This window comes from Halobacillus sp. AWM4_238, assembly GCF_056158265.1.
This window is the reverse complement of record NZ_JBSWSY010000002.1, coordinates 3706849-3733055: the sequence shown is the minus strand read 5'-3', so window position 1 is coordinate 3733055 and position 26207 is coordinate 3706849. Positions and strand designations below refer to the sequence as shown.

Sequence of the window (26207 nt, the reverse complement as noted above, 5' to 3'; positions counted from 1 at the left end):
CACTGTAAAAAACAAGTATATATGTAGAATATTTTGAATGATTTGATTATAATGGTTCTAAAGATCTATAAAAAGGGGTGAGAAGGTATGAGCGCTCAAATACTATACATCATCATAGGTACCTTCAGCTGCATATCGGTGATGAAATTGATCCTGGTCGTTAATCCAGGGAATGGAAAACAACAACTGAATGAAGTGGGCCTGTCTCTCATCCTTGCCTTCATATGTGGATTCCTCCTCACATGGATCCCCACACTTGCATTAGTGTTTCAACAAACGATTCCTTTCACCACCCAATCTTTGCTTCTTTTCGGAAGTCATATTCTTGTTTTTACCATTTTCTTATTTCTTATCTTTCTTTCGATGAGCTACATCGGGAACAAGAAGTTCAGAGCCGAGCCTCTTCACCAACATAGTCTTGGATTGCACCTGTTCTTGAGCTTTGTCATCAGCAGCTTCCTGTTATTTTACACGTATATCCTGACCAGCTTTTATACCGACACCCATGTCCTTAATGAAGAAAACGTGATTTCTTCCCTGCTTTTGTTGATTGGAACGATTTATACAGCGACAAGAATCTTTGAACATATACATATTGAAGAGATCATCATAAGAAAAACGAGGTCTTCCTTAACGACTCATGCTTTGTTCGGTTTGATTAGCATTGCTCTTTGTTCTATTCTATATGCTTTTATTGAACGTCTCTTCTTAGGAAGCAGCTTATTAATGTCCGCCATAGAATGGACGAGCGTCCTTACCTTATTTACAATTACGATCACCTATATTGAGCATCAATTTACCCATCAACAAAATCAATTACAAAGGAAACATGAAGAACTGCAGGAACAGGAACAAAAATACCGATCCCTTCATGATTATAATCCTGATGCCATCTTCCATTTAGATATGGAGGGCCGTTTCACATCGTTCAACCATTACGCCTATGAACTGACCGGTTATCCTCATGAAGAATTGATTCAGCTCAGCATTCCCGATTTAATCGTACCCGAGGAAGCTCAGCGAGTGGTCCATTTTTATGAACGGGTCAAAACAGGAGAAACAGCCAACTTCAAGTCCTCCTTATTGACGAAAGAAGGAGAACAGCGGTACATCCTTGTCACTGGCATCCCTATAAAAGTCCAAGGCCGTGTAACCGGGGTGTACGGAATTGTGAAAGATATTACAGAAGAACGAATAGCCCAGGAAAAAGTCAATTTCCTCGCCTATCATGATGAACTGACATCTTTACTCAACCGCAGGGGGATGAAAAAAGAAATTGAAAAGCTGACCATGGATGAACAGCGTCCTTTAGCGACCGTACTGATTGACATTGATCTTTTCAAACACATCAATGATCACCTCGGCCATATGGCCGGGGATGAGCTTCTCCAAATGGTAGCCGGACGGCTCAAAACTATTGTCAGGGAAAATGATTTGATTGCCCGCATCGGTGGAGATGAATTTCTCCTCTGCTTCCCTGAAATAGAACATCGACTGTCCGTGCGTCAAACCATTGAAAGCATCCATGAAACGATGAAAGAAATCTTTACCATCGGTGATTTTTATAAGGACGTCACGCTAAGTGTCGGCGTTTCCTATTTCCCTGAAGACGGAAAGGATTTCGACGCGCTCATCAAGCACGCAGATATGGCCATGTATGAGGTGAAGAGAAATGGTCGGAACAACTATATGGAATACGCCGCCGCTTTTGAAGAGAAAAACGTCTCTGAAATCGTCTTACTCGAAGAGCTGAAGACCGCAATCGACAAAGAAACCTTCCACCTCCACTATCAGCCGAAGGTTCATCTGGATTCGGAAAGATTCCAAGGAGTGGAGGCTCTCATCCGCTGGAACCACCCGGAGAAAGGAATGATCAGTCCTGGGTGCTTCATTCCACTCGCTGAACGGAGTGATTTGATCATTCCGCTTGGATCTTGGGTTTTGCGGGAAGCTTGCCGGCAATATGTCGTATGGGAGAAACAATACGACATCGACTTTCATTTGTCCGTCAATATCTCAACGAAACAGTTCTTACACCCTGACTTCACTCAGATGGTGCTTGACACCCTTGAAGAAACGGGCATGTCCCCACATAAACTCGACCTGGAGATTACCGAAACCCTGGCGATTGAAAACACAGAAGCAACCATTGAAAAAATGCGTATCCTACGTGAGGTCGGCTTGCAAATGACGATGGATGACTTCGGGACCGGGTACACATCCCTCAGTTATCTTTCGATGTTCGAACTGGACCGACTCAAAATCGACCGCTCCTTCATCAGCAGTTTATCAAGCAACCGAAATCATGCGGTCATCGTTCAATCAATCATTTTCGTTGCAAAAAACTTAGGCATTACCGTGACTGCAGAAGGTGTAGAGACCGAGGAACAAGCAAACATCCTGAAAGAATGGAATTGTGAAGAAGCACAAGGATTTTACTATAGCACACCTCTCCCAATAGAACGGTTAGCCGAGGAACTGGAAAAGGAATCCGTTCTTTCCTCAAGGCTTTAATCTCACGCTAATCTTTGTAACGATGGTGTCATACTCGTAAAAATAAGACCTTTCTCAAAGATCTGTCAACCCAGTAAAACTAGTAAAATATTTATCTTGTGGTTTTTTGTTCCAACAAGAGAGTTTGAGAGAATTTTCAAAAATCCCTGCTGTTGAAAGGCTTATCATTCTCTTTCGAATCTATTCATCTATCTCTAATCCTTCTATGGAAATATCATCCTCCTTTGTTACAAAAGTTCAGTGGTACGATGGAGTCGTTCCAAAAAACAAAGGTTTCAAGGAGGAATTTTCAACATGATGAAAAAATCATTGATTGTATCAGGAGCGCTCGCTCTATCCTTACTAGCATCACCAGCCACTTCCCTGGCATCGACAGGTGAAGTGCAGCAAAATGTACAAGTAGAAACAAAGACCATTCAAATAGATTCCGGTCAATTGAACGACTGGATCAGTAAAAATGAAGATGCATTGAAGAACAACAACCTTCAAAAAGTAGATTTCCAATCTTTCTTTGATCAGTTCGCTCAAAAATATCAACAAGCTCCAACTGAACAACCAAAGCAGGAAGAACCAAAATCAGAAACACCAGTAAAAGAAGAACCTAAACAAGAAGCACCAGCTCCGCAACCTGAAAAAGAACAAAAGCCAGCACCAGAACAGCCAGCTGAAGAAGACGTCCAAAAAGAAGAAAACACACAAGAAGAAACAACATCTGAAGTATCTGCCTTTGAAAAACAAGTCGTTGAATTGACGAACCAAGAGCGTGAAAAGCAAGGACTAGCGCCACTGAAACTGGACACAGAACTAAGTGCCGTTGCTAAAGACAAGTCTCTGGATATGCAGCAAAACAATTACTTCTCTCACAACAGCCCGAAATACGGTTCACCATTTGATATGATGAAGTCTTATGGCATTGAGTACCGTACGGCTGGAGAGAACATTGCCATGGGTCAAACCACTCCAGAACAAGTTGTCGAAGGCTGGATGAACAGCCAAGGTCACCGTGAAAATATCATGAACCCTAACTTCACTCATATTGGTGTGGGGCATGCTGAAAACGGAAACTATTGGACGCAAATGTTCATCGGTAAATAATAGTTTTATAGACACACGCCACCGGAATTTCCGGTGGCTTTTTTTATTGAAGAATATGGCAGGATTGTGGAAGACTTGATTTCGAGACTTTTGCGGGAGCTTAGGGGCTCCGGGAAAAGGTTCGCTTTCCGTGGGCGAGTGATGAGCCTCCTCGAGCTAACGCTCTGCGGGGTCTCATCTACCACGCACTTCCCACAGGAGTCTCACCGTTTCCCTCCGCCCCTTTGCTATATGAGGTTCTCGAAATCCCTCTAACCGTAACCGGACAAGTTATGTAATGAAGACCTGCTCATCCACGCCGTTATAGAGTCGTTTTAACCAAGCGTTCTGCACGAATAAAGCAAGGAAACAGGGTCCGGGAAACGTCCGCATGAAAACCGCATGGAGACACGAACGTGTGTGTCTTTCTACGGACTGATCCAAAACATTGCAAATCGTCGTTTCCCTGACCCCGTATCCATGGCCAGGAATTGTCATTCATTATTTCAACAAGGCAAGGCTCCCTACATGAATGCGCGGTGTGTGCTCACCGCCCGCCCCATGGAAAGCGAACTGTTTCCCTCCGCCCCATCCACTCAACAAACGTCTCGAAACTGAGTCTTCAAGAAAAGGGAGCGATTGTGGTAGAGAGGATTTTGATGATAAAGGTAGGCAATTTTCACGAAAATGTGAACGTAGGACTTTTTTTCTTTTTTATTTGTCCAATACCTATTGCAATTAGTCTGAATATTCCATAAAATCAATCATAATTTAACTATATCAAATTAAAAGGAAGTGTTCTTTTGAATACAAAAACGGTGAGTCATCTTTACAACGTTTGCCCCCTTTGCCACGGAACCGGAACTTATGAGGAATACGATGACAGCAAGGCCAACATGATCATGGACCACTATAGCCGAGTGAATCACGCAAGCGAAAAGACTGCTTGGAAGATGGCAGTTGAAGAAACGAGTTACAAGACGGAGTGCGGAAAGTGTCATGGGAATGGTCATGTGCTGAATGATGAAGGAGAAGAAATGTACCGCGCATTAAAGCAGTTTGCATAAGAAGAGGATCATCTCCACAAGAGATGATCCTTTTTTATTTCTCTCTTTATCCTCCTACAAGATCGGTGTTGCTTTCACTAGTTGCTGGAACATACTGCCACAACCTCTCTACCCAACTGAATCTTCATAACGATAGCCCCTCTTTTATGCAGACCGCTATAAAGGCTTTCCCTTTCCACCTCTAATTTCTTTATATAGTCCTGTTTAATTTCACTTTCAGTATAATCTTGTGGAAGTTTATAGAAATTATCGAGGTTGGGTAGCCTAAATATGTCATCCATGAGCATTTACTTTGAAACTGAGATAGTTTGAACGTATGCTTGAAGATGAATACATCAGGAAAGGTGGATAAACTCATGCTATTTGATTCTTATCATCTGGATAGTAAACAACTAGATAACCGATATGTGGTCGCACCCATGACTCGTATCAGCGCTGAAGCTGACGGACGTGCGAACGACCGCATGAAAAAATATTATCAGCGTTTTGCAAAAGGCGGCTTTAGTGCCATCATTTCAGAAGGCATTTATACCGATATGACCTTCAGTCAGGGGTACAACAATCAGCCCGGGCTTGCTTCAGATATTCACGCCGATGCCTGGAAACCTGTGGTTAACGCTGTTCACGATGAAGGAAGCATCATGATTGCTCAGCTTATGCACGCTGGCGGCCAGAGCCAGGGCAATGCTTACACAAATGAAACCCTCGCCCCTTCTGCCATCGCTCCAAAAGGAGAGCAGTTAGGATTTTATGGAGGATCCGGACCATTCCAAACGCCTCGCGCGATGGATGATCAGGACTTCCTAGAGGTGAAAAAAGATTTTGTTGCGTCAGCTCGTCGTGCAAAAGAAGCTGGTTTTGATGGCGTGGAAATCCACGGAGCGAATGGCTATCTTCTTGATCAATTCTTGACGGATTATTTGAACAAGCGTGAAGATGAATACGGTGGATCTGTGGATAATCGCCTGCGTTTCGTTCTAGAAGTCGTGGATGAAGTTCTTGCAGAAGTCGGAGAAGATTTCATTATCGGGATCCGCATCTCTCAAGGGAAAGTCGCAGACCAAACCCATAAATGGGCTGGCGGCGAAAAAGAAGCCGAGCAGATTTTCGGAGCCTTAGGAAAGACGGGGCTCGATTACATTCACGTCACAGACGGTGATGCAACCGCTCCTTCCTTCGGTGAAGATTCCAAAACACTTGCTGGTGCCGCCAAGACTTATAGCGGGATCACAGTCATCGCCAATGGTCAATTGCAGGATCCTGACCGGGCAGATAGCCTTCTTGAATCAGGACAAGCAGATCTTGTATCCATCGGTACCGGTGCATTAGCCAATCCTGATTTACCGAACAAAGTGAGAGACAATGTAGAACTTTACGCTTTCGATTTCGAGAAAATCCTGTTGCCACAGGCGGAAGTGAAAGACGACGAAATCAATGCTTCCATAAGAGAATAACCATAAGAAAAGCCCCGCTCCACATGCAAGTGGAACGGGGCTTTCCTATCTTTTCAAACGCTAAATCACTTGATGATCTGTACCTTTCGTACCATCCGACCTTCGATTTCCAAAACTTTAAACGTTAGATGGTCTTGTTCCAAAACATCCCCTTCATTAGGAAAATCATGAAATTCCTTAATCAGGTAACCTGCCAAGACATCTTCCTCTTCCGGGATATCCGTATCAAAAATAGAATTCAGACGACGCAACGTAATTTTCCCATCACAAATCACTTCGGTTTCTGAGATTTTATCGATAATGGCATCTCTCGCGACATCCATTTCGTCTTCAATTTCCAGGCCAATCATCGCTTCGATGACATCTTCATGGGTTAGAACGCCCTCAGTGCCACCGTACTCATCCAAAACAATGGCCATGTGTTTTTTCTCTTTCGTCATTTTTCTAAACACCCATTCAATCTTATGGAATTCATATACGACTAAAGGATCTTTGTATGCATAATCCATAAACGGCTTTTCCGGTTCCATGGCCCATGAGATCAAATATTTGGAGTGGAAGACACCGATGATATCGTCAATATCCTCGCCATAGACTGGATAACGGGTGAATGGGTGTTGAATGACCATATCACGGACTTCCTCGAAGGTAGCTTCCCGATCGATGGCAATCATGTCAACGCGAGGGGTTTTCAGGACGTCTTTCACATTCAAATTATAGAAATCAAGCACACCTTTAATACGGTGGGACTCTGCTTCATTAAACGTACCCTCTGAGTCTGCGATGTCGACCATCGTACGTAATTCTTCCTTCGAGATGGAAGATTCTTTCGGCTGTCCTTTTGATAAAGCTTTCGTAATCAATCCTGTTAAGCGGTTCAAAACAATCGTAATCGGTTTAAAAACGATCACAAAAAATCGGATGACCGGAAATACAATCATGGCGATCCGGTCGGGGAACGTAGCGGCCACCGATTTCGGAATCACCTCTGAGAAGATAATAATTAATACCGTTAAAATGGCAGATGCCAGCCCCACACTGAATCCATACTGAATGGCCAGAGTAGTTACCAGCGTTGGTAAGAGAATATTGGCGATGTTGTTTCCAATTAGAATGGTTGTGATAAATTCACTCGGTCGTGAGAGCAGATCTAGCAATTTGCCTGCTTTTTTATCGTTTTTGTTCGCTCTCGATTGGAGCTTCATTTTGTTTGCTGCAGTAAGAGCCGTTTCACTTCCTGAAAAGAAAAGCGATACGAACATCAATACTATGATCGCGATGATCACGGGACTATTCCTCCTTGAATGGTGGGTACAATTTTTAAGTAAGAGGGATAGAACATGACCTCCCTCTCCCTTGTTCACAGTTTACATTTTTTCAGTCTCAATTATATATACAAAATGCCAGTATCACCTATTGTACACTACATCCTTTTCCCTTAGAAGAAATATGAAAACTACACCTTCCGTTAACAGCCGGAATCCACCTTGAAAACCCGTGGATGCTTTTCTATGAAACCTTTATTGAAATGAAACGTAAAAGATAAGGAAAGCAGGTGACGTACATGAAAAAAATATTATGGAGCGTGTTTTTGTTTATCCTTCTCTTAATCATCCCCACTCAAGTATTTGCGGTCGAGTTTACGATTGAAGAAACGAACATCCATGCAACCCTGAAGTCAGATGGTTCCGTGGATGTGAAAGAGAGGCACAGATATGATTTCAGCGGCGATTTCAACGGCATCACCCGTACGCTGATCCCGAAAGAGACCTCTTCCATTACAGATGTAAAGGCTATCGAAAACGGCTCAGAACTCCCCGTTGAACGAGAAGAAAACCTCTATAAAATCTACCGGAGCGGCTCAAATGAAACCGTAACCATCGACCTTCAATACACGATCAACAATGGTGTCGAGGTGTTTGAAGATGTCGGTCAGTTCTATTGGCCCTTTTTTGATAAAAGCAATGAATCAACCTACGAGAATTTAACCATTACGGTTGAACCTCCGAAACCAACGGAAGTTTTGGCCGCTTACGGATTGGATGCTGCTTATGGTACAGGATCCACTTCATCGGATGGAACAGTCAACTTTCGTTTAGGTAAGGTCAGCGATGGTACAAATGGAGATATCAGGGTCGCTTATGAAGCATCTCTCTTCTCTGAAGCTCCTGTCACAAGTTTTGAACCCATGTTAGAAAAAATCCAAGCCGACCAATCAGAGTTGGATCAAACCATAGCAGCAAGAACAGAATCGGAAAACTGGTGGGGAAATTTCGCCGTGTATTTTCATAGTGCACTCGCTCTCCTTGCATTGGGACTTTTCATTTACGCCCTCTGGCAAAGAAATGAAACGGGCCGTGAAGCAGAAAGGCAAAAAAGCAGTACGGGCAGCTTTCCTAAAGAGAAAATGAGTCTGCCTGCGATGATGCTTTTTACCAATCATGGACATTTGCCTACCTCCGCATTGACAGCTGCTCTGTTGGACCTGGTGCGTAAGGGAAATATCAAAAAGATATCGGATCAAGAGTTTAAACTGAGTCATAGGCATACAGATTACCCACACGAACAACGGTTGATTGAATGGCTTTTTGATGACATAGCTGATTCAGACGACCTCCATTTAGTAGACATCGAAGCCTATGCAGAGGAAAAGGCCAATCATGAGAAGTATCGTTTGAACCTGAACGCATGGCAGGAGAAAGTCAAACAAGAATTTCGCGAGTACGAGGTTAGGGAAAAAGCACACGGACCTCGCTGGGTAGCAGGTGCAGCCGCCTTTACGACGCTTCCATTCATCGTATTGTTCCCGTTTTATGGCTTGTTCCTATGGATGTTTGCTTCGATCCTCCTCTTCATCTTGTTCATCAGCTTCAGCATTGGTTACCGTCCTCTGAACGTGGAAGGACGCAAGCTAAAAGAAGAATTAATACCATTAAAAATCAGTAATCAGTGGAAAGAATGGGAAAAAGAAGATCAAACCCTTGCCCTTCTGTATCAGGTGGGGATGGGAAAACGCAATCTAACCCATACCTCCGCTACTCCCCTATCAACCTCAAACGACGATTGGGTCATGTTCCTGATTCTCAGCGCAGCGGTGCAAACGAGCTTTGAAAGGGCTGATGAGCACGCCTCTGTTTCCGCCTCTACAGGCGACATTCATGCTGGAGGTGGCGGAGCAGGAGTTGGTGGCGGTGGTGGGGGATCAGGTGCCTTTTAAACCAGAAATGTCTCTACTTTTTTCAAGTAGGGACGTTTTTTTAATGTAGATCAATCCCTGCTATAACCTTCAAAATTAGACCGTCTTCTATTTCCATTTAGAATATTTAGTATATTAGAACATTACAATAATGTCTTGTCACGTTCTTTTTGGTCTGCTAGAATTCCAAACTATCAACTTCATACGGATTCCTTATATAAATGTGGAAATATGGTCCACAAGTCTCTACCTGGCTACCGTAAATGGCCGGACTATAAGGAAAGATGCTTTCAGGCTCTTTAATATGACCTGTTCTACCTCTTTCCTTTTTACTATGGAAAGAGGTTTTTTATTTATATAAGGTTGTCAGACATCCTACCTCCACAAGAAGGAATCCGTAAATTATTCCAAGGAGGAACACATCATGAATATTCTTACAGGACTACTCTCGTTACTTGCCATCGTTGGTTTAGCTTGGCTGCTCAGCAGCAACCGAAAAATGGTGAAATGGCACACCATTCTCGCCGGTTTAGCTTTGGAAGGCGTATTTGTATACACCATGCTCAATGTTTCCGTCGGTCAACAGTTGTTAAAGAAAACCGCTCTCTTCATCCAAAGCGTGATTGATTACAGCTCTTCAGGTATCGAATTTGTTTTTGGTCCTTTATTTGCTCAAACAGATATTGAGTTTTTGTTCGCGATCAACGTGTTAGGTGCACTCATTTTTATATCTGCATTGATTTCTGCTCTCTATCATCTACGTATTTTACCTTTTATTGTGAAGATCTTAGGAACGATTGTCGGAAAGCTATTAAAAACATCCAAAGTAGAGTCCTTCAGTGCTGTCGGAAATACATTCCTCGGAGTAGCAGAGGCCCCGTTACTCGTGAAGCCATACTTGGCTAGAATGACTCGCTCTGAAACTTTTGCGATTATGGTCGGAGGAACAGCTTCAGCCAGCGGTGCCATCCTGGTGGGTTATGTAGGAATGGGAATTGATTTGAAATATCTATTAATCTCTATTTTCAGCGTACCATTCGTGTCACTAGTTGTTGCCAAGCTCATCGAACCTGAGGTGGAGGAATCCGAACTGGATGAAAATGTCCGGATGGCCGGTTCAGGTCACGCAAATGTGTTTGAAGCGATCTCTGATGGTGCTGTAAATGGTGTGAAACTCGCTTTGAACATTGGAGGACTCTTGATTGCTTTCATTAGTATCATTGCATTGGTAAATGGATTGTTGGGTGTCGTTAATACCGACCTGTCGACGATTTTCGGACTCTTGTTCTATCCATTCGCCATCTTGATCGGCATTCCAATTCCTGATGCTTTTCAGGCCGCTTCATTAATTGGGACTAAACTCGCAGCCAACGAGTTTCTGGCTTATCGGGACCTGCAGCAAATGGTGAATCAATTGTCACCAAAGACAGTGGCCATTATGTCTGTTGCTTTATGTAACTTCGCGAACCTGTCATCCATCGGTCAATTGATTGTAGGGCTCGGATCTTTAGCACCCAACAAGCAATCCCAAGTCGCTAAACTCGGACTAAAAGCCATCATCGGAGGAACACTCGCAAGCTTCATCACAGCCACCTTCGTATCCATGTTCATTTAAAAAATGTAATAATATGTAAGACCTGGTCACCCATAAAATGGGTGACCAGGTCTTACATAATCATCCAATTACGCGAAAAATACATAAAAAAACCAGACCTTTATAAAGGTCTGGTTTCTTGTTGTTTTATAGATTAACTGTAACGTCAGCTTCTTCGCGAAGGTTATCGACGAGCTTTTGTGTCGCTTGTCCTTCGTTTTGACGAGTCAACTGTTGTTCAATCGTTGGTTTTGCTTCTTCATAAGATGGTACTTCTTGTTCCGTATCCATGCTTTCTTGTTGTTCTTTCATTTTGTCATAAGCTTCTTTGATTTCTTCTTCTGAAGGTTTTACATCACCAATTTCTTCAGCGACCAACTTGTCAATTTTCACTTGAGTCTGTACTTGAGACCTTACTTCTTTCTCACTCATTCCTCGCTCTTCAAGAGCCTTAAGAAATTCGTCAGCAGAACCGACTTGCTGTTGCTTAGCCAATTCTTCAAGGGTCTGGTTGACTTCTTTTTCAGACGCTGTTAATTCACGATTATTTGCTTCTTGCATTAACAACTCTTGTCCTACCAAGCTTTCTGCTACTTGTTTCTTCAATTGATCTTGATCAAGCTCTTGACCTGTCATTTGAGACTGCATAGCCGCTTGTTGGAACTGACTTTGATACGTCATTTCGAATTCTTCTTTTTTGATTTCTGTTCCGTTTACTTTGGCAACAACCTCTGGAACACCTTCAAGATCTGGTTCCGGAGCTTCTGGCTGCTCACCAGATTCAGCCTGTTCCTTTTCTTCTTGCTTTTTTTCCTCTTGATTATCAGAAGCGCCTTCTTCGCCATTACCGCAAGCAGCTAGTAAAGAAACGAACGCTACAAATAGTAAACTTAGCAACCACTTTTTATTCAATGTCAATTCTCCTTTATTCATCGTTGTGATAGCCATTGTAACACGGAACCACCGTCTGTAAACACTACACAAACGCTCTCATTCCTTCCTTTACACAATTTTAATTTCCAGAACACTGTCATGACAAGGCTTCTTCAAGGAATATTTTGTCTTTGCTACAAATGTGGAAAATTTGTGGAAAGGAAGAAAAGGATTTCATCAGCGGATGACCGGTGAACGTACCCCTTTCATCCAATCAAGAATAAAGGGTGCCTGATGAGGGTTGAGGAGATTTTCTTGGATCTCATCCGCATGGAAAAGAGCCTGCTTCTTACTTTCTTGATTCGTAATAAGCGTTCCCTCATAGCACATACTTCGAAAAATAATTTGGACACTGAACACTCTGTCTCCATTTTCATAGGTAGCAAATCCATTTTCGCCAGAGTATAGGCCAAACAAGTCGAGCTTTTTCAAATCAAGCCCCGTCTCCTCCTTCACTTCTCTTTTAACAGTAGAATCGAAGGTCTCTCCAATTTCAAGAAGCCCACCTGGGATGCCCCAAACACCATGATCTGAACGTTGTTGAAGGAGAATACGGCCTTCGTCGTCTTCAATAATCGCTCCACAACCGACCGTAAGCAAGGTTTCATGACCGATCATTTTCCGCATCGTCTGTATATAATCATTCATAACCTATCCCCTTTCCCACCTTTTTGAGCATATAACAAATGAAGAATGGAGTTGAATTGGTGAGTTTTCACCTCATAGCCGTGGTCTTCCCACCATTGATCAAGCGCGAATGGTCTGCGTAATACTCATCTTCGATTGCCTCAACCGCCTCTTCGTTTCCTAGTTCTTGATAGTTACGGAGGACGTTCTTTCTTTCTGACTTATCCTTAAACATCAAATCAGCAATCGCCACTCGCCCATAGTCGTCTAAAATTCAATGTATCTCTTTAAGAGCAAGCTCTTTATCCTCATCTAGTAAATGATGAAGGGCATAACTCGAGACGACGAAATCAGCCTCTTTATCGTCGAAGGGCAGTGAAAGAAAATGGCCGAGACGTGTTTCCGTTTGAGGATGTTTCTTTGCAAAGACCTTCAGCATCTCTTTCGCCGGATCAACCGCTACCATAGAAATCCCTTGCTTAAGAAAACGTTCGGTCAAGTTCCCCGTACCGGCTCCAATATCTACACCTTTCTCCCCTGGCAATGCATTCACCCACGCATTCACTCCTGCAAGAGCCTCGTCATAATGCTCATGAACATTAAAGCGGTACCCTACCGTTTTAATATTTTCATCATAATCTTCTGCTTGGTTGTCAAAATTCCAGCGATCTTTCCAGTTGGTCCGCTTCTCTTTCTGTTCTTTTAACTCCCGGGCCAGCTCCATCATCTGTTCCTCCTCACCTGTCTTTCCACTTAGCTCGATCATTCGGTCAATCGTTGCCACCATGTCTCTGATTTGAAGCATTTCTTCATAAAGGGATGAACGCTGAGTATGTAAATAACCCATAAAGTGATCGTTCTGTACCCTCGCATTCTTTATTTCAGCTGTAGACAGACCAACTTCTCTCAGAGCTAATATGGCGCGCAAGTCCGTTACATCTTCGTTCGTGTATGTACGATAACCATTGCTCGCTTTTTCTGGTGAAATCAATCCTTTTTCTTCATAGAAACGAATCGTCCTTGTTGTTGTATCTAACTTCTTCGCTACTTCAGTAATCTTCATGAAGAAATCCCCCTTTTCAAATCCCACTATAAAGGGTAACGTTACGTAAAGGTAAAGCGTTTTTTCAATCATCTTCCGTTTCAAATGATACTCACTCAACTCAAAAAACGACTAATAATCTAGTTCACAGGGTCATAAGCTTTATAGATTAAGTGAGAGAGTGTCATAATTTTCGGATAGCAGTTGAAAATCGTTGTAAGCTTTTATAGTATAATGGTAACAAACAGTTTCATAGCTTTGATTTCCGTAGAGGAGTGAGCAAATGTTAAAAGAATCTGACTTTCCCACAGAAGAATTAAGAGACCAATGGATAAAGGTGCGGAATAAGAAACTGGAGGAAATGGCCCAGTTCATCCAACGATACTTCCATCTCACAAAAGTCAGAGAAAACCCGGGCAGTTATGAAGTTCAGGGATATTTCTATCAACCTGGATTTGGTGAAGTCCGCATGGCGTTCGAATTCAGTTACGAGAACGTCGCTAAATTTACAGATTTATTTGATGAACCCATTGAAAAATAAGAAATTAAAAAAGACCCAGATGCTGGGTCTTTTTTTGTTCCTAGATTTAGAAATTACCATTTTGAGCTCAAACCTGTAGTCCCATTGGTTAGACTCTGTCTCTAATCATGGATCGTCTTATTTGCGTAAACGGTTGGAGTTGTTTCTGCTTGGGCTACAAGGACAGGCCACCAGAACGGGTTCCCTCGCCAACCCTGCTCTTTTTTTCCTTCCTGGCGAAGCATGATCAACGCGGGATGTTGTTGAGCTACTTTTCTAGCTACCGTCAGCTCCCCCGTTCCTTTCCCTGGGGTATCTGGAGAGTTTTCGAATTTCCCATCCTGTTTGAAGCGACGAATGTGCCTGTTTGTCTTCGTAAGCAGCCAGACAAAACCATCGTCCTGTGACTCAGACCCCAAGTAATCAAGGATGCCTTCGTATTCATCAAGATGAAAATCATGGCCAGGTTCCATTTCCAGCGTCTCATGGACAAGTCGGAGCATCTGCTTGGCCTTCTTCACTGGAATGAGGTAAGCCCCGTCCCTGGAGGTTCGTGCGTTCTTGATGGCTTTTTCAGCAAGCTGATCGATCTGACGTATCGTCTTTTCGATATGCGTTTTGTATCCCGTCTGAAATCCGACAGGCAGTATCCGTTTGTGCGGTTTTACCATCGTAAGACTGGATAATAAAATTTTGTTCGGGTTACAAGGCAATATGGTGTCGTTAAGATCTCTTTGAATAAAAACCACACCTTTATGATGCCCGCCGCGTTCAAAGGCGTTCCTCAGTTCCCGGTCGAACTCATGGATCCGTTTCATGACAGCATAAATCTTTTGTGTGGTGTAAAAACGGGTAACAGCAAGGTCTGCGACGGGCCTTGCTCCATACATTCGGGAGTGTTGCAGCACGGTATCCTGCTGGAACGATTTCGGATTTCTTCCATAGAAAAAGCCGATCAAGTTGTGAATCGTCACCCCACGGTCAAGAATCTGCCCACCGATAAAAATGTTCATAGGAGCTCGAAGCTTCAGCTCCCCCTTATGATCCAGCAGCTCGGTGACATCTTTTTCCGAATTGACCACGCTGCTTACCATGTATTCTTCATCCAACGAATGACGCACCTCTTCATAGACATCTTCGAAAGTCGGCGCAGGACTCTTTTTCAACGTACTTACTGAACGGATCAAGTCGTCATAAGATTCACGAATCAATGTATGGAACTCCTCCGACTCTGACCGGGAGCCCTGAATCAGTAACGTTTCAAATCCCTGAATCAATTCGGCCTGCCATGCATGGGCATTCTTCCCGCGTTCGGTATGAATGATAAAGGAATACTTTTGCTCCCGTCGTCCTTTCATCCGTTGCTGAAAACGACGGATGCTTGCTCCAACGATAAAATTGACAACCGCCTTTCGGATGTTCGTAATGTTTTTCTGACTCAACAGACGGTCCATCTTCACACGGCGGCCGTCCATCTTTTTCATGACCTCGAGCTCCTTTTCCTCGACCTCATGGTATAGGTAGGAAGCTAGGTGACCGTCTTTCTCACTTTTATCAAAATAAACATTTCCACCGATATAACGATCGTGAACAGGGACAAGCTCTGTAAACGCCGGGCGGATCGGTTCACACACTTTCCCTTCATGGACCTTCATCTCTTCCGGCTGCAGATAAAGGGAATAAGGCGTTGCGGTTACTTGTAGAAAAGCTGGGCGGTCGAGCGCTTTTCTTAAGCTATTGATCTTTGATGCAATCACCCGCATATGTTTGACGTTCTGTTCGCGTTTGTATTCGTAAGCGACACTTGCGAAGTCCGCTTCATCATCAATGAAGAGCACGCGTTTCTTTTGTAGAGACGGGTATTTTTCCATCACCGCTTGTTGCAGACGGTCAAGGTTGTGCGTCTCCTTTTTCACGATAAGGGCCAGTTTTTGAGATAATTCATATTTTCGAAGGTTATCAGGCATGTTCATAATATCGAACACTTGCAAAGCATCATGGTCAATGGCCCCTTCGAACTCTTCATGAAGACGCGCATACGTCTGTTTGACGAGTGCATTCGTCCCTTTCGTCAAAAGGATCACCATATCAAACCCATGATCATAGGCAAGCCCCATCACACCGATGAAGGTACGGGTCTTCCCTGATTGGATTTTCCCAAGCAGCATCCCCGGCCTGTGCTCCGTCGTATTTGTATCTTGAAGTTTTGCCATCGTCCGCAGCATACACTCACGAACAGGCTGCTTATATTGATTCTTTTTATTCAAATACTTGAAAAAAGCTCCGTTCGTTTTCAAGTTTTGGAATGTTACAGTCATCGTATCTTCTCCCTTTTACAAAACACGCTTATTATACATGATTGTTGAACATGAAAAAAGCAAGGAAACCTGGAAATGGTCTCCTTGCTTACTCTTCTTTTTGTACCGGAACATCCAAATCTTCTTCCTCGATCTTGCCGTCAAAAAGTTTGGACAGCCTCGACTTGGCCTGTTCTTTCACACGTTCATCTATATGGGATATCACTTGATAGACAGCATAAATAATGACTGCACTATCATCTGTAAAACCAACCACTGGGATGAAGTCGGGAATGACATCAACAGGTAAGATCAAATAACCTAAAGCCCCTGCAATGGTCAGTTTAGCTTTTTTCGGAGTATCAGGACTTTTGAAGGCATAATACAACAGCAAACTGTAGTAGACGATTTTTGTCCCCATCCGACTGCTGTATGTGCGGAGCTTTTCTCCATACTCATTCTCAGAGAAATAAGCTCGTCCCCATTCCACCGCTTTACGAGGGTCAAGGTTCTTCAAACGATCCTGATAGGTCTTTTGTTTTGTCATAGGCACCTTCCTTTTATCGGTACTATACTTTTTACTAAAATCCCTTCTTCTAAACTTCTAACCAAAATAATTCGTGTTATTTCCCAGGAAATCGACTCCATATATAGAGTATTCGACAGGGCTTTTTGGTTTGGTATTTGTAGAAGAAACACTAGTTTTGTCGAATGCGCGAATAACGCTTACAGTTTTTAGCCTATTCTGATACTTTAAGAGTAACAGTGTCAAAGTTTCCTATACTTATATTTTCACTGACAAAGGAGAGGTTCGAAATGGATCTAGATCAACTTGAATTGAATGCGACTGTAGATGAGACGGTTAAAACAAAACCGTATTACACGGCTTTAGTCGGCTGGAGTGTGCAAGCGATAGAAGTTGCCGCGCGCACGAACCGTCCATTCGTCGTTGTCGGACCTGCAGAATTTGCAAGCTATGCAGAAAAACACGAGATTCCTTTTGTAGGATGGGACTTCAATAAGATCAATGAAAGCTCGGATCATCTGTATAAACAGTTGAAGGACATGGGCGTCGAGCTTGCTGTTCCTTTATATGAAGAATGTGTGGAATGGGCTGGTGCCCTGAATGCGCGCTTCCGTGAAGATCCGCGTGTCTTCAACCGTTCCTTATTGCTTCGCGACAAAGGGATGATGAAACGTAAAGCACAGATTTCAGGCATCAAGGTCGGTGTTTTTGAAGAGGCTCACGACAAGGAAGACGTCCAGCGCTTCTTGAAGCGTGTCAACGAAGCTTTGTTGAAACTAGAAGGAGACCATCTCGATCCGATTCACGTCAAACCTTTGGACAAGGCAGGATCTGTCGGTCACTTGGCCATCTATAATAATGAAGATATTGAACAAATCCAGGATACGGACTTCCCACTATTGATGGAAAGTCACCTTGATGGACAGGAGTTCTCCTGTGAGGCATTCGTCCATAAAGGAAAAGTACGCTTCCTCAACATTACGGAGTATGTGAAGCTGGGCTATTCCAACTTCGTTCCCGCTTCTCCAAGCTTAGAAGAAAAACGCCCTTTGATCGAACGTGCTGTTCAGCAACTCGTCGACGCTTTCGAGATCGAATACGGCGTCATCCATCCGGAATACTTCATCACCCAGGACGGAACGCTACACTTTGGAGAAGTGGCGGCACGTGTGCCTGGAGGACATATTTTCGAGTTGATCGAGCGCGCCTATGGATTCAGTGCCTATGAAGCCCAAATCCTTTGCAGTGATCCAAATACAACAGAGGAAGAAATCCGTGAATTCTTCCCTGATCCCTACGATTATCAAAACTATGCCGGGTGCCTGATGGTCCACCCGAATGTTGATTATGTCGAAGATCTGAAGATTCCTGAAGAGCTTGAAGACCATCCATACTTTGAAAAACACGATATGTTCACGCCTCCTCAAGGAAAAGTAGCTGAACGTATCGGTTTCGGAAATCATTATGGAACCATCTTTTTCTATGGCCGTGACAGTGAAGAAATGACCGATTTGCTGAAGACCTACGAGCAATACAATTTCTACGTATAAGCGCAAGCGATAGAGAAAGGAGAGGTTTTATGCCTCAAACGACGAGTGCCCTTGTCGAACGTTTCATCTATGCTTTAGACGAATTGAATAAAGCTCCATCTTTTGCAAAATCAAAGTATCAGACAGATGTCTATCAGGAAGCGAACCGATTGATCGAAGCTGAAGACGGCTTCGAGAATTTATTTCAGCATGCCGGCCGTTTTGAAGAAGCAGGTGTATTCCAAGATGGTCCGTGGGAAACAGCAGAAAAACTGCAACCTCCTCTAGTAGGTGGTTCCTTGAAAGCGAAAGGGCTTCCGATGATCATCGAAGTCCTCAGCGAACTCCGTATGCTCGCGATCGCAAAAGGAAAAGCGACCAACCCGAAAGTTACACCTGAAATGGCTGAAGAGTTCTTGAACGAAGTGATGGTCTTGAATTTGAACCTCTTGTTTCCGGATGCCAGTGAGGTTTCCAGGATTGAAAAACATGAGAATGATGAGAAAGCCGGAAGGTTGTTTCAATTCTTATCCAACCACCTGTCATCAACGGCTCTGATCCAGACCCTGATTCATGAGATCAAGCGCCTGACAGCCCAACGTCCAATTATGGTGAAGCGAATAGTATCCATGATTAAAATGGCGAAGGAAATGGTCGATCAGGATTCGGAAGAGCAAGGGAAGACAGAATTGAAACAATTCATCGCAGCGATTGAAGGGCCTTCCAAACTGAGTGCTCAATTCAATGATGTCCATGCGTACCGCTCCCAGTTGAAGACACTGACACGGACGGACCTCATCTCTGAAAGTGTCGCACTTGCTCAATCCATGCGTGAAACAGGACTTGTAGCTCCGCATCATGCGACATTGATCCGCTTTTTGAGCAAAAGAAATCCCGCACTTCTTGCCTACGCGCTGAATTTGAACAGCAAAGGCAGTGCGAACCTTGAAGAGCACAGAGAACTAGTGATCCAGCTGATTCGGGCTTCCATTTTCCCGGGAACACGTCAGGCGATTTACGGCCTTTCCATGTTGCTTGAGCGTGGCGTGTTGTCTCACTCGCCAGTAGCCCCAGGGTTAAGACGCCTGGTTGAGCTTGATATTCGACCGGATGTACGAAACGCGCTTTATTCAACGACGAATACAGGCGAAGGGGTAACAGCGAACAGCATCCTTGTCGCCGGTACCATCCAAGTCCTCGGACAGCCACTAGGCGTAGGTCAAGGGTTCAACCCGACATGCCAGGCAGCCCGTGGCATCAGCTTATGGGCTCAGCACGCACCAGGTTTCTTACTCGAAATCATCCCGCGTGCGGCACGAGATGGAGATTTGGACTTCACCTTTGAAGGAACACCGATTCATTCAAAAGAACTCACAGGCGGACTTGCACCAGACCTTGATAAAGAGCTCGATCCTGTATCCCTGGTCCTCGTTCCACACTTGGACAAAATCTACAGTGAAATGATGACTCGTGTTGCTTTAAGAGGCGAAGACGGTCACCGCTGGGTGAACCCCGCTTTTTATGGAAACTGGGTACAGAAAGGATTCAGCTCCGTATTCGATCCAATTACCGGATACGTGCTCGACTATCCTGGTTTCGTCAAGCTTTTCTATGCGACACACCATACAGACTATAACGATGATTACGAATTGATCTATCCGAACCCTGTCGGCATTTTCATTACCAACGTGCACGGCAAACTGCTCGGTCTTCACGCCGTTTCAATTACAAGAATCACGAAAGACCCGAGTGGTGAGGAAAGAATATATTTCTATAATCCAAACAATGACGGCTCCCAAAACTGGGGACAGAACATTGAACCAAGCGTCATCGGGAATGGCGAAATGGAAGGCGAAAGCTCTCTTCCTTTCCACCAATTTGTATCCCGGCTATATGCGTTTCACTATAACCCTTACGAGCAAGGGGATGCCTACGCCGTGGAGAATTCCATCGTCGATGGCGTCCGCCAGCTGGCTCAAGAAAGCTGGGGGAAAGATTATACGTGGGTGTAAACGGAAAGAAGCCAGACTCTTTATGAGAGTCTGGCTTTTTTTGGAGCTGTGGAGTGGGTCTTATTAGCAGATTCTCGTTCTATCAGTGACTTTTGGCCGTTTATCGGTGGGTTTCCGCTATTTATCAGTGGGTTTGTAACACTTATCGGTGGGATTTGTGTTTTTATCGGTGACTTCCCCAATAAATCAGTATCTTGCAATAAAAAAAAGACTTCCGAACGAGTCGGAAGTCTTTTGGTCTTACTTATTTTTGAACGTTAGCCGCTTGTGGGCCACGGTCGCCTTCAACGATTTCGAAAGAAACTTGTTCGTTCTCTTCTAGAGTTTTGAATCCTTCGCCTTGAATAGCAGAGAAGTGTACGAATACGTCGTCTTGACCTTCTACTTCAATAAATCCGAAACCTTTTTCTGCGTTGAACCATTTAACTGTACCTTGTAACATGTTGTTACCTCCTGCGTGGATGACGATCCACATTGTATTACTATAATTGCTCTGCCTATTCATTCAAGACGAAAGTCACTTTCAAGTTCCTTTAGCTTTCATTCCTAACCGAACAAGAATAATTAACTTTATTATATACCCATTCTTAGCCCACGTCAACCTTTCACCAATTTTATTTTTTACTAATCAACGGAACGTCTTTCATTGCAAAATACACTCGCAGCAGCTGCTCAAGCTTGACGCCGGGATATTTCGTCTCCAGCTTTTCTTCAAAATCCTTTAATGACAATTTTCTTTGCAAATCCAAAGCGTATGCACTCACATCCATAAAGTCAGCCAGTGCCGCAAGCTCTTCATAGGAAAGTGGAGCTGTGTAAATTGTTCCTGCTGCTTCCCCTATGCTTTCACACCGGATCCGGAAAGCCTGAAACAATTTATGAAAAGGGGCCCTTTCAAAATACTCCACCGCATCGAATACATTTTTCATGCTCATCGTTCACTCTCCCCACACCTAGACCTACATGTTATATAAGTATGGCAGCAGTTAGAAAAACGTCCAGCTTTTCGGCTGATTCGGTTGTTGAAAAAGATCTATCTTCCGTCCACTGCTGACAGCCGCTCCACTTTTCAACAAAGTCGAAAGAGACACACAGCCCATCATCAATGAAGAGAAATTGGCGATATCAATCTCTATGGTCACTTCAGCCTCTTCATCTGTCGCCTGAGGTTTTCCTTTGATGAAATGCCAAACCGATTCATACGTCTCATTTAAAAAAGTATCCTGCACTTTCCAGCCAATTCTTATAGTATCCGTTCCGAAGCAGACCTCTCCCACTCTCTCTAGAAAAGCAGGAATGTCCAAGATCCGATACATCAGCCCCCGGCCTTCTTCGCTGACTTTGTGGTAAATGGAAAAGATGAGTTGTTCGTCGACATGGACAGGGTCATTCAGCAAATAAGCAAATTCCTGATCGAACGTCGGGAATAAGATGGACTGCACCTGATCTTTTTGAGTATGTAAAAAATAAATAAGTGAGCGATAGGCTTTTGTTGATGTATAGAAAAAGTTTTTTACATGCAAATCGTTTTGTAGAAAGTGATCTCCCTCTTTGAATTCAAAGGTGACGTATCCTGTTATCTTCCCTTCTTCCCTCACTCCGAAAGTGTGAAGCTCTTTCTTTTCAAGGAAAGCGAATCCGTACGCAGGGATGGCTGTTGCACCGTGCGTTTCTTTTGCCCACGTATCATAACATTCTTTCACTTCTTCCTGATCCTTGGCACTCAGCACCTCAACCTTCTCACCTTCATCACAGGCAGGGAGCTGTGAAGGATGAAATCGATACGTCGACAACCGAGGCCCTAACCCAAATCCCATTCGTTTATAAAACGCAGGCTGGAATGGATACAAATGTGCGACGATCTGCCCTTTTTCCCGGGCTTTCGTTAAGAATTCCTGAATGATCCTTTTTGCATGGCCTTGTTTTTTGTAAGGAAGATCGACTGCCACCGTACCGATTCCACCGGCTTGTAATTGCTGCCCATACACATTCATGACGTGGTCATAGGCAATATACCCACCTAAGAGCTGTTCTTTTTCATAAAGTCCAATGGTGTGAATATCCTCTTTTTCAGCCATTTTTCTCCGGTGTTCCGCGTATCTCTCCAGGTCCTCTTGCGTATGTAGTTTCATGCCCGGATAACACCGCCGTGATAAGTCTATGAATGCAGTGAAATCTTCCACCTTCTTAAAGCCCATTTCATCTCCTCCTTCGTATAAAACTAAGTCTAGCATACCAATAGTTCAGAGATTATGATGATACAAAAAAGACCCCTGGCTGAACAGGAGTCTTTTCCATCAAACTGCTGGAGGTCCGAATTTCCCTTTTCGGAAGTCGTCATACGCTTGCTTAATTTCTTCCATAGAATTCATGACAAACGGGCCGTGCGGGACGATTTCTTCACGGATTGGTGCCCCCGAATAGACAAGCACCTTCGTACGGCGCTTCTTGGATACCAACTTCAAATCACTGGTGCCGTCTCCATCTTCGCAGAAAGATAACGTACCAACGCCGTGCTTTTTCAAGTTCACGTCATTTCCCCCTGCCACAATCTCTCCTGCAAGGACATACAAAAACGCATTGTGGTTCTCAGGGAGATCAAGGGTGCAAGAGGCTCCTTCAGCTAAAGTAATCTCACTGAGCGTAATCGGAACCATAGAGTTCAACGGCCCTTCTACGCCGGCTACATGGCCAGAAAACACTTTGACCGATCCCCCTTCAAGAGGAACGACAGGAGCGTCTTCACCATATATATTTTGATAGATGGTCTCGGAGTTCTTCTTGTTTTTTGGAAGGTTCAACCATAACTGCAGCGTATGTGCGACATCGTCTTCCACTCCGTCTTCCGCATGTCTTGCCGCCCAACCGGCATTCATGTATTGGACATCACCAGGCTCAAGAATATCACGGCCACCTGCATTATCCTTGTGTTCCAATCTACCATCGATAACATAGGTAACGGTCTGGAAACCCCGATGCGGATGATCCGGGAACGTCCCTTTTTTGAACCAGTCTTCCGCCATTAGAATAAACGGATCGAAATCGCGCCACCGGTCAGCGGGCAGGACCCATCCTTTTTGAATCGCAGGAAAACCCATCTCTTGATATTGAACGTACCAATGATCGTTCACTTCTCTTTGAAAGTTTGCCATGTCAACCACCCTCTCATTTAGTTGCTATATCTACTATTTGGTTAAAAAAAGGGCTCCTCACCCTTCAATGTTGTTTTGCATTTTCGTAAGGAGCCGGTCCAATTCTTCCAGTTCTTCTGTTGACATCCCTTTTGTTACCACATCGTTGAATGCTTCCGCGACAGGAACCACTTGTTCTTTCAACTCCTGCCCTTTTTCCGTCAAATAGAGTTCAAGTGATCGTCTGTCTTCTGTACTAAAGTTGCGCTTGATGAACCCTTTTTTTTCAAGATTGGAAGCCATCCGGGCAATGTTTGTCTTGTCTTTTTTCAAATGATAGGCAAGCTGATTCTGCGTCATACCATCCTTTTCCCAAAGCAGCATCATGATCAAGTTCTGTTCTGGTGCAAGGTTATACGGCTGCAACTGTGATTTCACATAGCCCGTCAGCTTTAAATCTGTCTGATGTAGTTTGATGCTGATATAATCTTGAAAACTTAAATTCATAGGCGATCTCCTCAAATAGTTGCTATACATACTATTATATTCTGACAAAAGTCCCCTGTCAAAAGCTCTGACCATAGAATACCTGGCACTTCTCCCATACCTTTAAGCTCGAAAGAGCAGAGATTCTGATTGAATCCCGCTCATCTACCGTTCCGCTTTATCCAATCCGAATCAATTGATATTAAATCGGGTTAAGTCACTTTCAACTGAGGCGTTTTATTAAGTCCCGCAGAAGGTCCGGTAAGGTTGATCTGAAGGTTCAGGTAATTCAGCATAAGCTTGCTGTTCTTCGGAATAAGCATAAGGGTCCTCCAAAACATAAAGCAGTTTTTTCACTACACTGAAATCCCCCTCTTCCACCGCGGCTTCAAGCGCTTCCTCTACCCGGTGGTTACGCGGAATAATAGAAGGATTCGATTTCCTCATTAAATCACGAACCTCTTCTTCACTGCTTTCCTGACGATCCAATCGCGCTTGCCACTGCTTATACCAGTTGGTAAACGCGGCCTTTCCATATACATCCGTTTCATTTGGGCGACCAAGTGTCAGGGCACGGAAGGTATTGGTATAATCCGCTTCGTTCTTCTCCATGATCTCTAATAAATCTTCAATCAATGGTTCGTCCTGAGCTTCCTCTGTCGTCATCCCCAATTTTGCCCGCATTCCGTTGAGCCAGTAGGTGTGGTAATACTTTTCATACTTGGCATGAGCTTCCTGAGCCATTTCCACCGCTTTTTCCTGTTCTTCATGGAATAGCGGGATAAGCGTTTCTGCAAAACGAGCCAAATTCCATGCTCCAATCGGGGGCTGGTTCATATAGGCATAGCGTCCTTGGCGGTCAATTGAACTGAAGACGGTTTTCGGATTGTAGGTGTCCATAAACGCACACGGACCGTAATCGATCGTTTCTCCACTAATGGTCATATTATCAGTGTTCATGACGCCATGAATGAAGCCGACGAGCTGCCACTGAGCGATCAAAGAAGCCTGCCGCTCAATCACTCTTTCAAAAAATGACAAGTAAGGCTGATCTGAACCAAGAAGGTCAGGGTCATGGCGTTCGATTGCATAATCGGCGAGGGCCTTCAGCTGGTCGTGATCCTGAAGACCGGCAGCGTATTGGAAGGTACCGATTCGTAAATGACTGGAGGAAACTCGAGTTAGCACAGCACCAGGAAGAAGATCTTCCCTCTGGACATATTCCCCGGTGGTCACAACAGCGAGACTGCGATTCGTAGGAATTCCTAATCCATGCATGGCTTCACTGATGATGTATTCCCTAAGCATCGGACCGAGAGTGGCACGGCCGTCCCCACCTCGAGAAAAAGGGGTGCGTCCAGATCCTTTCAACTGGATATCGAACCGCTCACCCTCAGGCGTCTTCTGTTCTCCAAGCAAGACAGCTCTTCCGTCTCCAAGCATCGTCAATTGGCCAAACTGATGGCCGGCGTATGCTTGTGCAATCGGCTCCGCTCCTTCCGGTACTTCGTTGCCTCCGAAAACATCGGGGTTCGGTTCCGTACTTACACCCAGCTTTTTTGCAAGCGCCTCATTATAGAGAACAAGTTCTGGCTGCTCGACTTCAGAAGGGGCTGTTTTTCTATAAAAAGCATCTGGGAGTTCAATATAACTCTGCTGCAAATTCCATCCTGTATGGTTTTTCATAACAATCTCCTTTATCGCTTCCGTCGTTTCTTCTACCATATCATAAGTGTTCCCCCGTTTTCTTTCCCTTAGGCACTATTAACCCTCATCATTCATCCTCACAAAAGCTCCCTTTTCTTGAACACTCAGTTTCGAGACTTTTGTTGAGTGGATGGGGGCTGCGGGGAATGACTCGCTTTCCGCGGGAGCGCGGTGAGCCTCCTCGGACTGCGTCCTGTGGGGTCTCACCCTGCACTTTTTTCCCGCAGGAGTCTCCCCATTCCCCTCCGCCCCTTTGCTATATAAGTGTCTTGAAACCACTTCCAGAATTAGCAGCTTTCCAGTATATTGATAGTTCGTCAATCCAACTAAATACAAGCAGTCATCTGTACTATAAGGCTTGCTATGAAAAGACTTTTTTTACTGTAAAGCAGTGTTAATGCAAAACGCTCCATTCGTGTAAGTGGGTTCGCTGCTCTCTCTCGAATGGGGTGGTTGGGAAGCTGCGAGACTCCCGTGGGAGAAAGGAGATCGGCGAGA

Annotated in this window: 22 protein-coding genes and 1 riboswitch; of the genes, 9 read left to right on the top strand and 13 right to left on the bottom strand. The window is 44.2% G+C overall.

The window, feature by feature from the left end; genetic code table 11:
- The first annotated feature begins 87 nt into the window (after positions 1-87).
- The 4 genes from ACXACN_RS18555 (at position 88) to ACXACN_RS18540 (ending at position 6109) form a co-directional block, all read left to right on the top strand.
- Complete coding sequence (locus tag ACXACN_RS18555) at positions 88-2514, top strand: putative bifunctional diguanylate cyclase/phosphodiesterase (protein ID WP_474966437.1); 2427 nt, start codon at positions 88-90, stop codon at positions 2512-2514.
- Between the two features lie 297 nt (positions 2515-2811).
- Positions 2812-3609, top strand: a complete 798-nt coding sequence (locus tag ACXACN_RS18550; RefSeq protein ID WP_474966917.1) for a CAP domain-containing protein — start codon at positions 2812-2814, stop codon at positions 3607-3609.
- A 782-nt stretch (positions 3610-4391) separates the two neighbouring features.
- A complete protein-coding gene (locus ACXACN_RS18545; protein ID WP_474966435.1) occupies positions 4392-4655 on the top strand; it encodes a hypothetical protein in 264 nt (87 codons plus the stop codon).
- 356 nt (positions 4656-5011) lie between these two features.
- On the top strand, positions 5012-6109 hold the full coding sequence (locus tag ACXACN_RS18540; RefSeq protein ID WP_474966433.1) for an oxidoreductase: 1098 nt from the start codon (positions 5012-5014) through the stop codon (positions 6107-6109).
- A gap of 65 nt (positions 6110-6174) precedes the next feature.
- Here the strand turns inward: ACXACN_RS18540 and ACXACN_RS18535 are convergent, their stop codons facing one another.
- Positions 6175-7395, bottom strand: coding sequence for a hemolysin family protein (locus ACXACN_RS18535; protein ID WP_474966431.1), 1221 nt, complete (start codon positions 7393-7395; stop codon positions 6175-6177).
- A gap of 278 nt (positions 7396-7673) precedes the next feature.
- Between ACXACN_RS18535 and ACXACN_RS18530 the strand changes: the two genes are divergently transcribed.
- Positions 7674-9326, top strand: a complete 1653-nt coding sequence (locus ACXACN_RS18530) for a DUF2207 domain-containing protein (protein WP_474966429.1) — start codon at positions 7674-7676, stop codon at positions 9324-9326.
- Between the two features lie 172 nt (positions 9327-9498).
- Positions 9499-9600: riboswitch (purine riboswitch) on the top strand.
- A 129-nt stretch (positions 9601-9729) separates the two neighbouring features.
- On the top strand, positions 9730-10920 hold the full coding sequence (locus tag ACXACN_RS18525) for a NupC/NupG family nucleoside CNT transporter (protein WP_474966427.1): 1191 nt from the start codon (positions 9730-9732) through the stop codon (positions 10918-10920).
- 126 nt (positions 10921-11046) lie between these two features.
- On the opposite strand, the gene ACXACN_RS18520 is transcribed toward ACXACN_RS18525, so the two are convergent.
- From ACXACN_RS18520 to ACXACN_RS18505, 4 genes are all read right to left on the bottom strand, one after another.
- Positions 11047-11811, bottom strand: coding sequence for a SurA N-terminal domain-containing protein (locus tag ACXACN_RS18520; protein WP_474966425.1), 765 nt, complete (start codon positions 11809-11811; stop codon positions 11047-11049).
- A 198-nt stretch (positions 11812-12009) separates the two neighbouring features.
- The gene (locus tag ACXACN_RS18515; protein ID WP_474966423.1) at positions 12010-12480 is read right to left on the bottom strand and encodes an NUDIX hydrolase; all 471 of its coding nucleotides are present in this window, start codon (positions 12478-12480) and stop codon (positions 12010-12012) included.
- Positions 12481-12547: 67 nt separating this feature from the next.
- Positions 12548-12697 (bottom strand): hypothetical protein, encoded by a 150-nt coding sequence (locus ACXACN_RS18510; RefSeq protein ID WP_474966422.1) that lies wholly within the window; start codon positions 12695-12697, stop codon positions 12548-12550.
- Positions 12698-12733: 36 nt separating this feature from the next.
- Positions 12734-13522, bottom strand: coding sequence for a MerR family transcriptional regulator (locus tag ACXACN_RS18505; protein WP_474966421.1), 789 nt, complete (start codon positions 13520-13522; stop codon positions 12734-12736).
- A gap of 262 nt (positions 13523-13784) precedes the next feature.
- Between ACXACN_RS18505 and ACXACN_RS18500 the strand changes: the two genes are divergently transcribed.
- Entirely contained in the window at positions 13785-14042 is a 258-nt protein-coding gene (locus ACXACN_RS18500) for a hypothetical protein (protein WP_160914068.1), read from the top strand.
- A 101-nt stretch (positions 14043-14143) separates the two neighbouring features.
- On the opposite strand, the gene ACXACN_RS18495 is transcribed toward ACXACN_RS18500, so the two are convergent.
- Positions 14144-16339, bottom strand: coding sequence for a Z1 domain-containing protein (locus ACXACN_RS18495; RefSeq protein ID WP_474966419.1), 2196 nt, complete (start codon positions 16337-16339; stop codon positions 14144-14146).
- Between the two features lie 88 nt (positions 16340-16427).
- Positions 16428-16865, bottom strand: a complete 438-nt coding sequence (locus ACXACN_RS18490) for a YkvA family protein (RefSeq protein WP_474966418.1) — start codon at positions 16863-16865, stop codon at positions 16428-16430.
- A 269-nt stretch (positions 16866-17134) separates the two neighbouring features.
- Between ACXACN_RS18490 and ACXACN_RS18485 the strand changes: the two genes are divergently transcribed.
- On the top strand, positions 17135-18394 hold the full coding sequence (locus ACXACN_RS18485; protein ID WP_474966417.1) for an ATP-grasp domain-containing protein: 1260 nt from the start codon (positions 17135-17137) through the stop codon (positions 18392-18394).
- A 29-nt stretch (positions 18395-18423) separates the two neighbouring features.
- The gene (locus ACXACN_RS18480; protein ID WP_474966415.1) at positions 18424-20385 is read left to right on the top strand and encodes a hypothetical protein; all 1962 of its coding nucleotides are present in this window, start codon (positions 18424-18426) and stop codon (positions 20383-20385) included.
- A gap of 244 nt (positions 20386-20629) precedes the next feature.
- Here ACXACN_RS18480 and ACXACN_RS18475 read toward each other — a convergent pair whose 3' ends face one another.
- From ACXACN_RS18475 to ACXACN_RS18450, 6 genes are all read right to left on the bottom strand, one after another.
- Entirely contained in the window at positions 20630-20827 is a 198-nt protein-coding gene (locus ACXACN_RS18475; protein WP_089651440.1) for a cold-shock protein, read from the bottom strand.
- 172 nt (positions 20828-20999) lie between these two features.
- A complete protein-coding gene (locus ACXACN_RS18470) occupies positions 21000-21320 on the bottom strand; it encodes a hypothetical protein (protein ID WP_474966414.1) in 321 nt (106 codons plus the stop codon).
- A 51-nt stretch (positions 21321-21371) separates the two neighbouring features.
- Complete coding sequence (locus ACXACN_RS18465; protein ID WP_474966412.1) at positions 21372-22583, bottom strand: GNAT family N-acetyltransferase; 1212 nt, start codon at positions 22581-22583, stop codon at positions 21372-21374.
- Positions 22584-22682: 99 nt separating this feature from the next.
- Positions 22683-23537 carry a pirin family protein gene (locus tag ACXACN_RS18460; protein ID WP_474966410.1) on the bottom strand — a complete coding sequence of 285 codons (855 nt, stop codon included), beginning with the start codon at positions 23535-23537 and terminating at the stop codon, positions 22683-22685.
- A 57-nt stretch (positions 23538-23594) separates the two neighbouring features.
- Entirely contained in the window at positions 23595-24023 is a 429-nt protein-coding gene (locus tag ACXACN_RS18455) for a MarR family winged helix-turn-helix transcriptional regulator (protein ID WP_474966408.1), read from the bottom strand.
- Between the two features lie 219 nt (positions 24024-24242).
- A complete protein-coding gene (locus tag ACXACN_RS18450) occupies positions 24243-25688 on the bottom strand; it encodes a protein adenylyltransferase SelO (RefSeq protein ID WP_474966407.1) in 1446 nt (481 codons plus the stop codon).
- Between the last annotated feature and the right edge of the window lie 519 nt (positions 25689-26207).

Coding starts and splice junctions, on each gene's coding strand:
- ACXACN_RS18500 (WP_160914068.1), top strand. CDS start 13,785: ATGTTAAAAGAATCTGACTTTCCCACAGAAGAATTAAGAGACCAATGG.
- ACXACN_RS18530 (WP_474966429.1), top strand. CDS start 7,674: ATGAAAAAAATATTATGGAGCGTGTTTTTGTTTATCCTTCTCTTAATC.
- ACXACN_RS18455 (WP_474966408.1), bottom strand. CDS start 24,023: ATGAATTTAAGTTTTCAAGATTATATCAGCATCAAACTACATCAGACA.
- ACXACN_RS18525 (WP_474966427.1), top strand. CDS start 9,730: ATGAATATTCTTACAGGACTACTCTCGTTACTTGCCATCGTTGGTTTA.
- ACXACN_RS18515 (WP_474966423.1), bottom strand. CDS start 12,480: ATGAATGATTATATACAGACGATGCGGAAAATGATCGGTCATGAAACC.
- ACXACN_RS18470 (WP_474966414.1), bottom strand. CDS start 21,320: ATGAGCATGAAAAATGTATTCGATGCGGTGGAGTATTTTGAAAGGGCC.
- ACXACN_RS18450 (WP_474966407.1), bottom strand. CDS start 25,688: ATGAAAAACCATACAGGATGGAATTTGCAGCAGAGTTATATTGAACTC.
- ACXACN_RS18475 (WP_089651440.1), bottom strand. CDS start 20,827: ATGTTACAAGGTACAGTTAAATGGTTCAACGCAGAAAAAGGTTTCGGA.
- ACXACN_RS18495 (WP_474966419.1), bottom strand. CDS start 16,339: ATGACTGTAACATTCCAAAACTTGAAAACGAACGGAGCTTTTTTCAAG.
- ACXACN_RS18460 (WP_474966410.1), bottom strand. CDS start 23,537: ATGGCAAACTTTCAAAGAGAAGTGAACGATCATTGGTACGTTCAATAT.
- ACXACN_RS18465 (WP_474966412.1), bottom strand. CDS start 22,583: ATGGGCTTTAAGAAGGTGGAAGATTTCACTGCATTCATAGACTTATCA.
- ACXACN_RS18490 (WP_474966418.1), bottom strand. CDS start 16,865: ATGACAAAACAAAAGACCTATCAGGATCGTTTGAAGAACCTTGACCCT.
- ACXACN_RS18480 (WP_474966415.1), top strand. CDS start 18,424: ATGCCTCAAACGACGAGTGCCCTTGTCGAACGTTTCATCTATGCTTTA.
- ACXACN_RS18505 (WP_474966421.1), bottom strand. CDS start 13,522: ATGAAGATTACTGAAGTAGCGAAGAAGTTAGATACAACAACAAGGACG.
- ACXACN_RS18550 (WP_474966917.1), top strand. CDS start 2,812: ATGAAAAAATCATTGATTGTATCAGGAGCGCTCGCTCTATCCTTACTA.
- ACXACN_RS18540 (WP_474966433.1), top strand. CDS start 5,012: ATGCTATTTGATTCTTATCATCTGGATAGTAAACAACTAGATAACCGA.
- ACXACN_RS18555 (WP_474966437.1), top strand. CDS start 88: ATGAGCGCTCAAATACTATACATCATCATAGGTACCTTCAGCTGCATA.
- ACXACN_RS18485 (WP_474966417.1), top strand. CDS start 17,135: ATGGATCTAGATCAACTTGAATTGAATGCGACTGTAGATGAGACGGTT.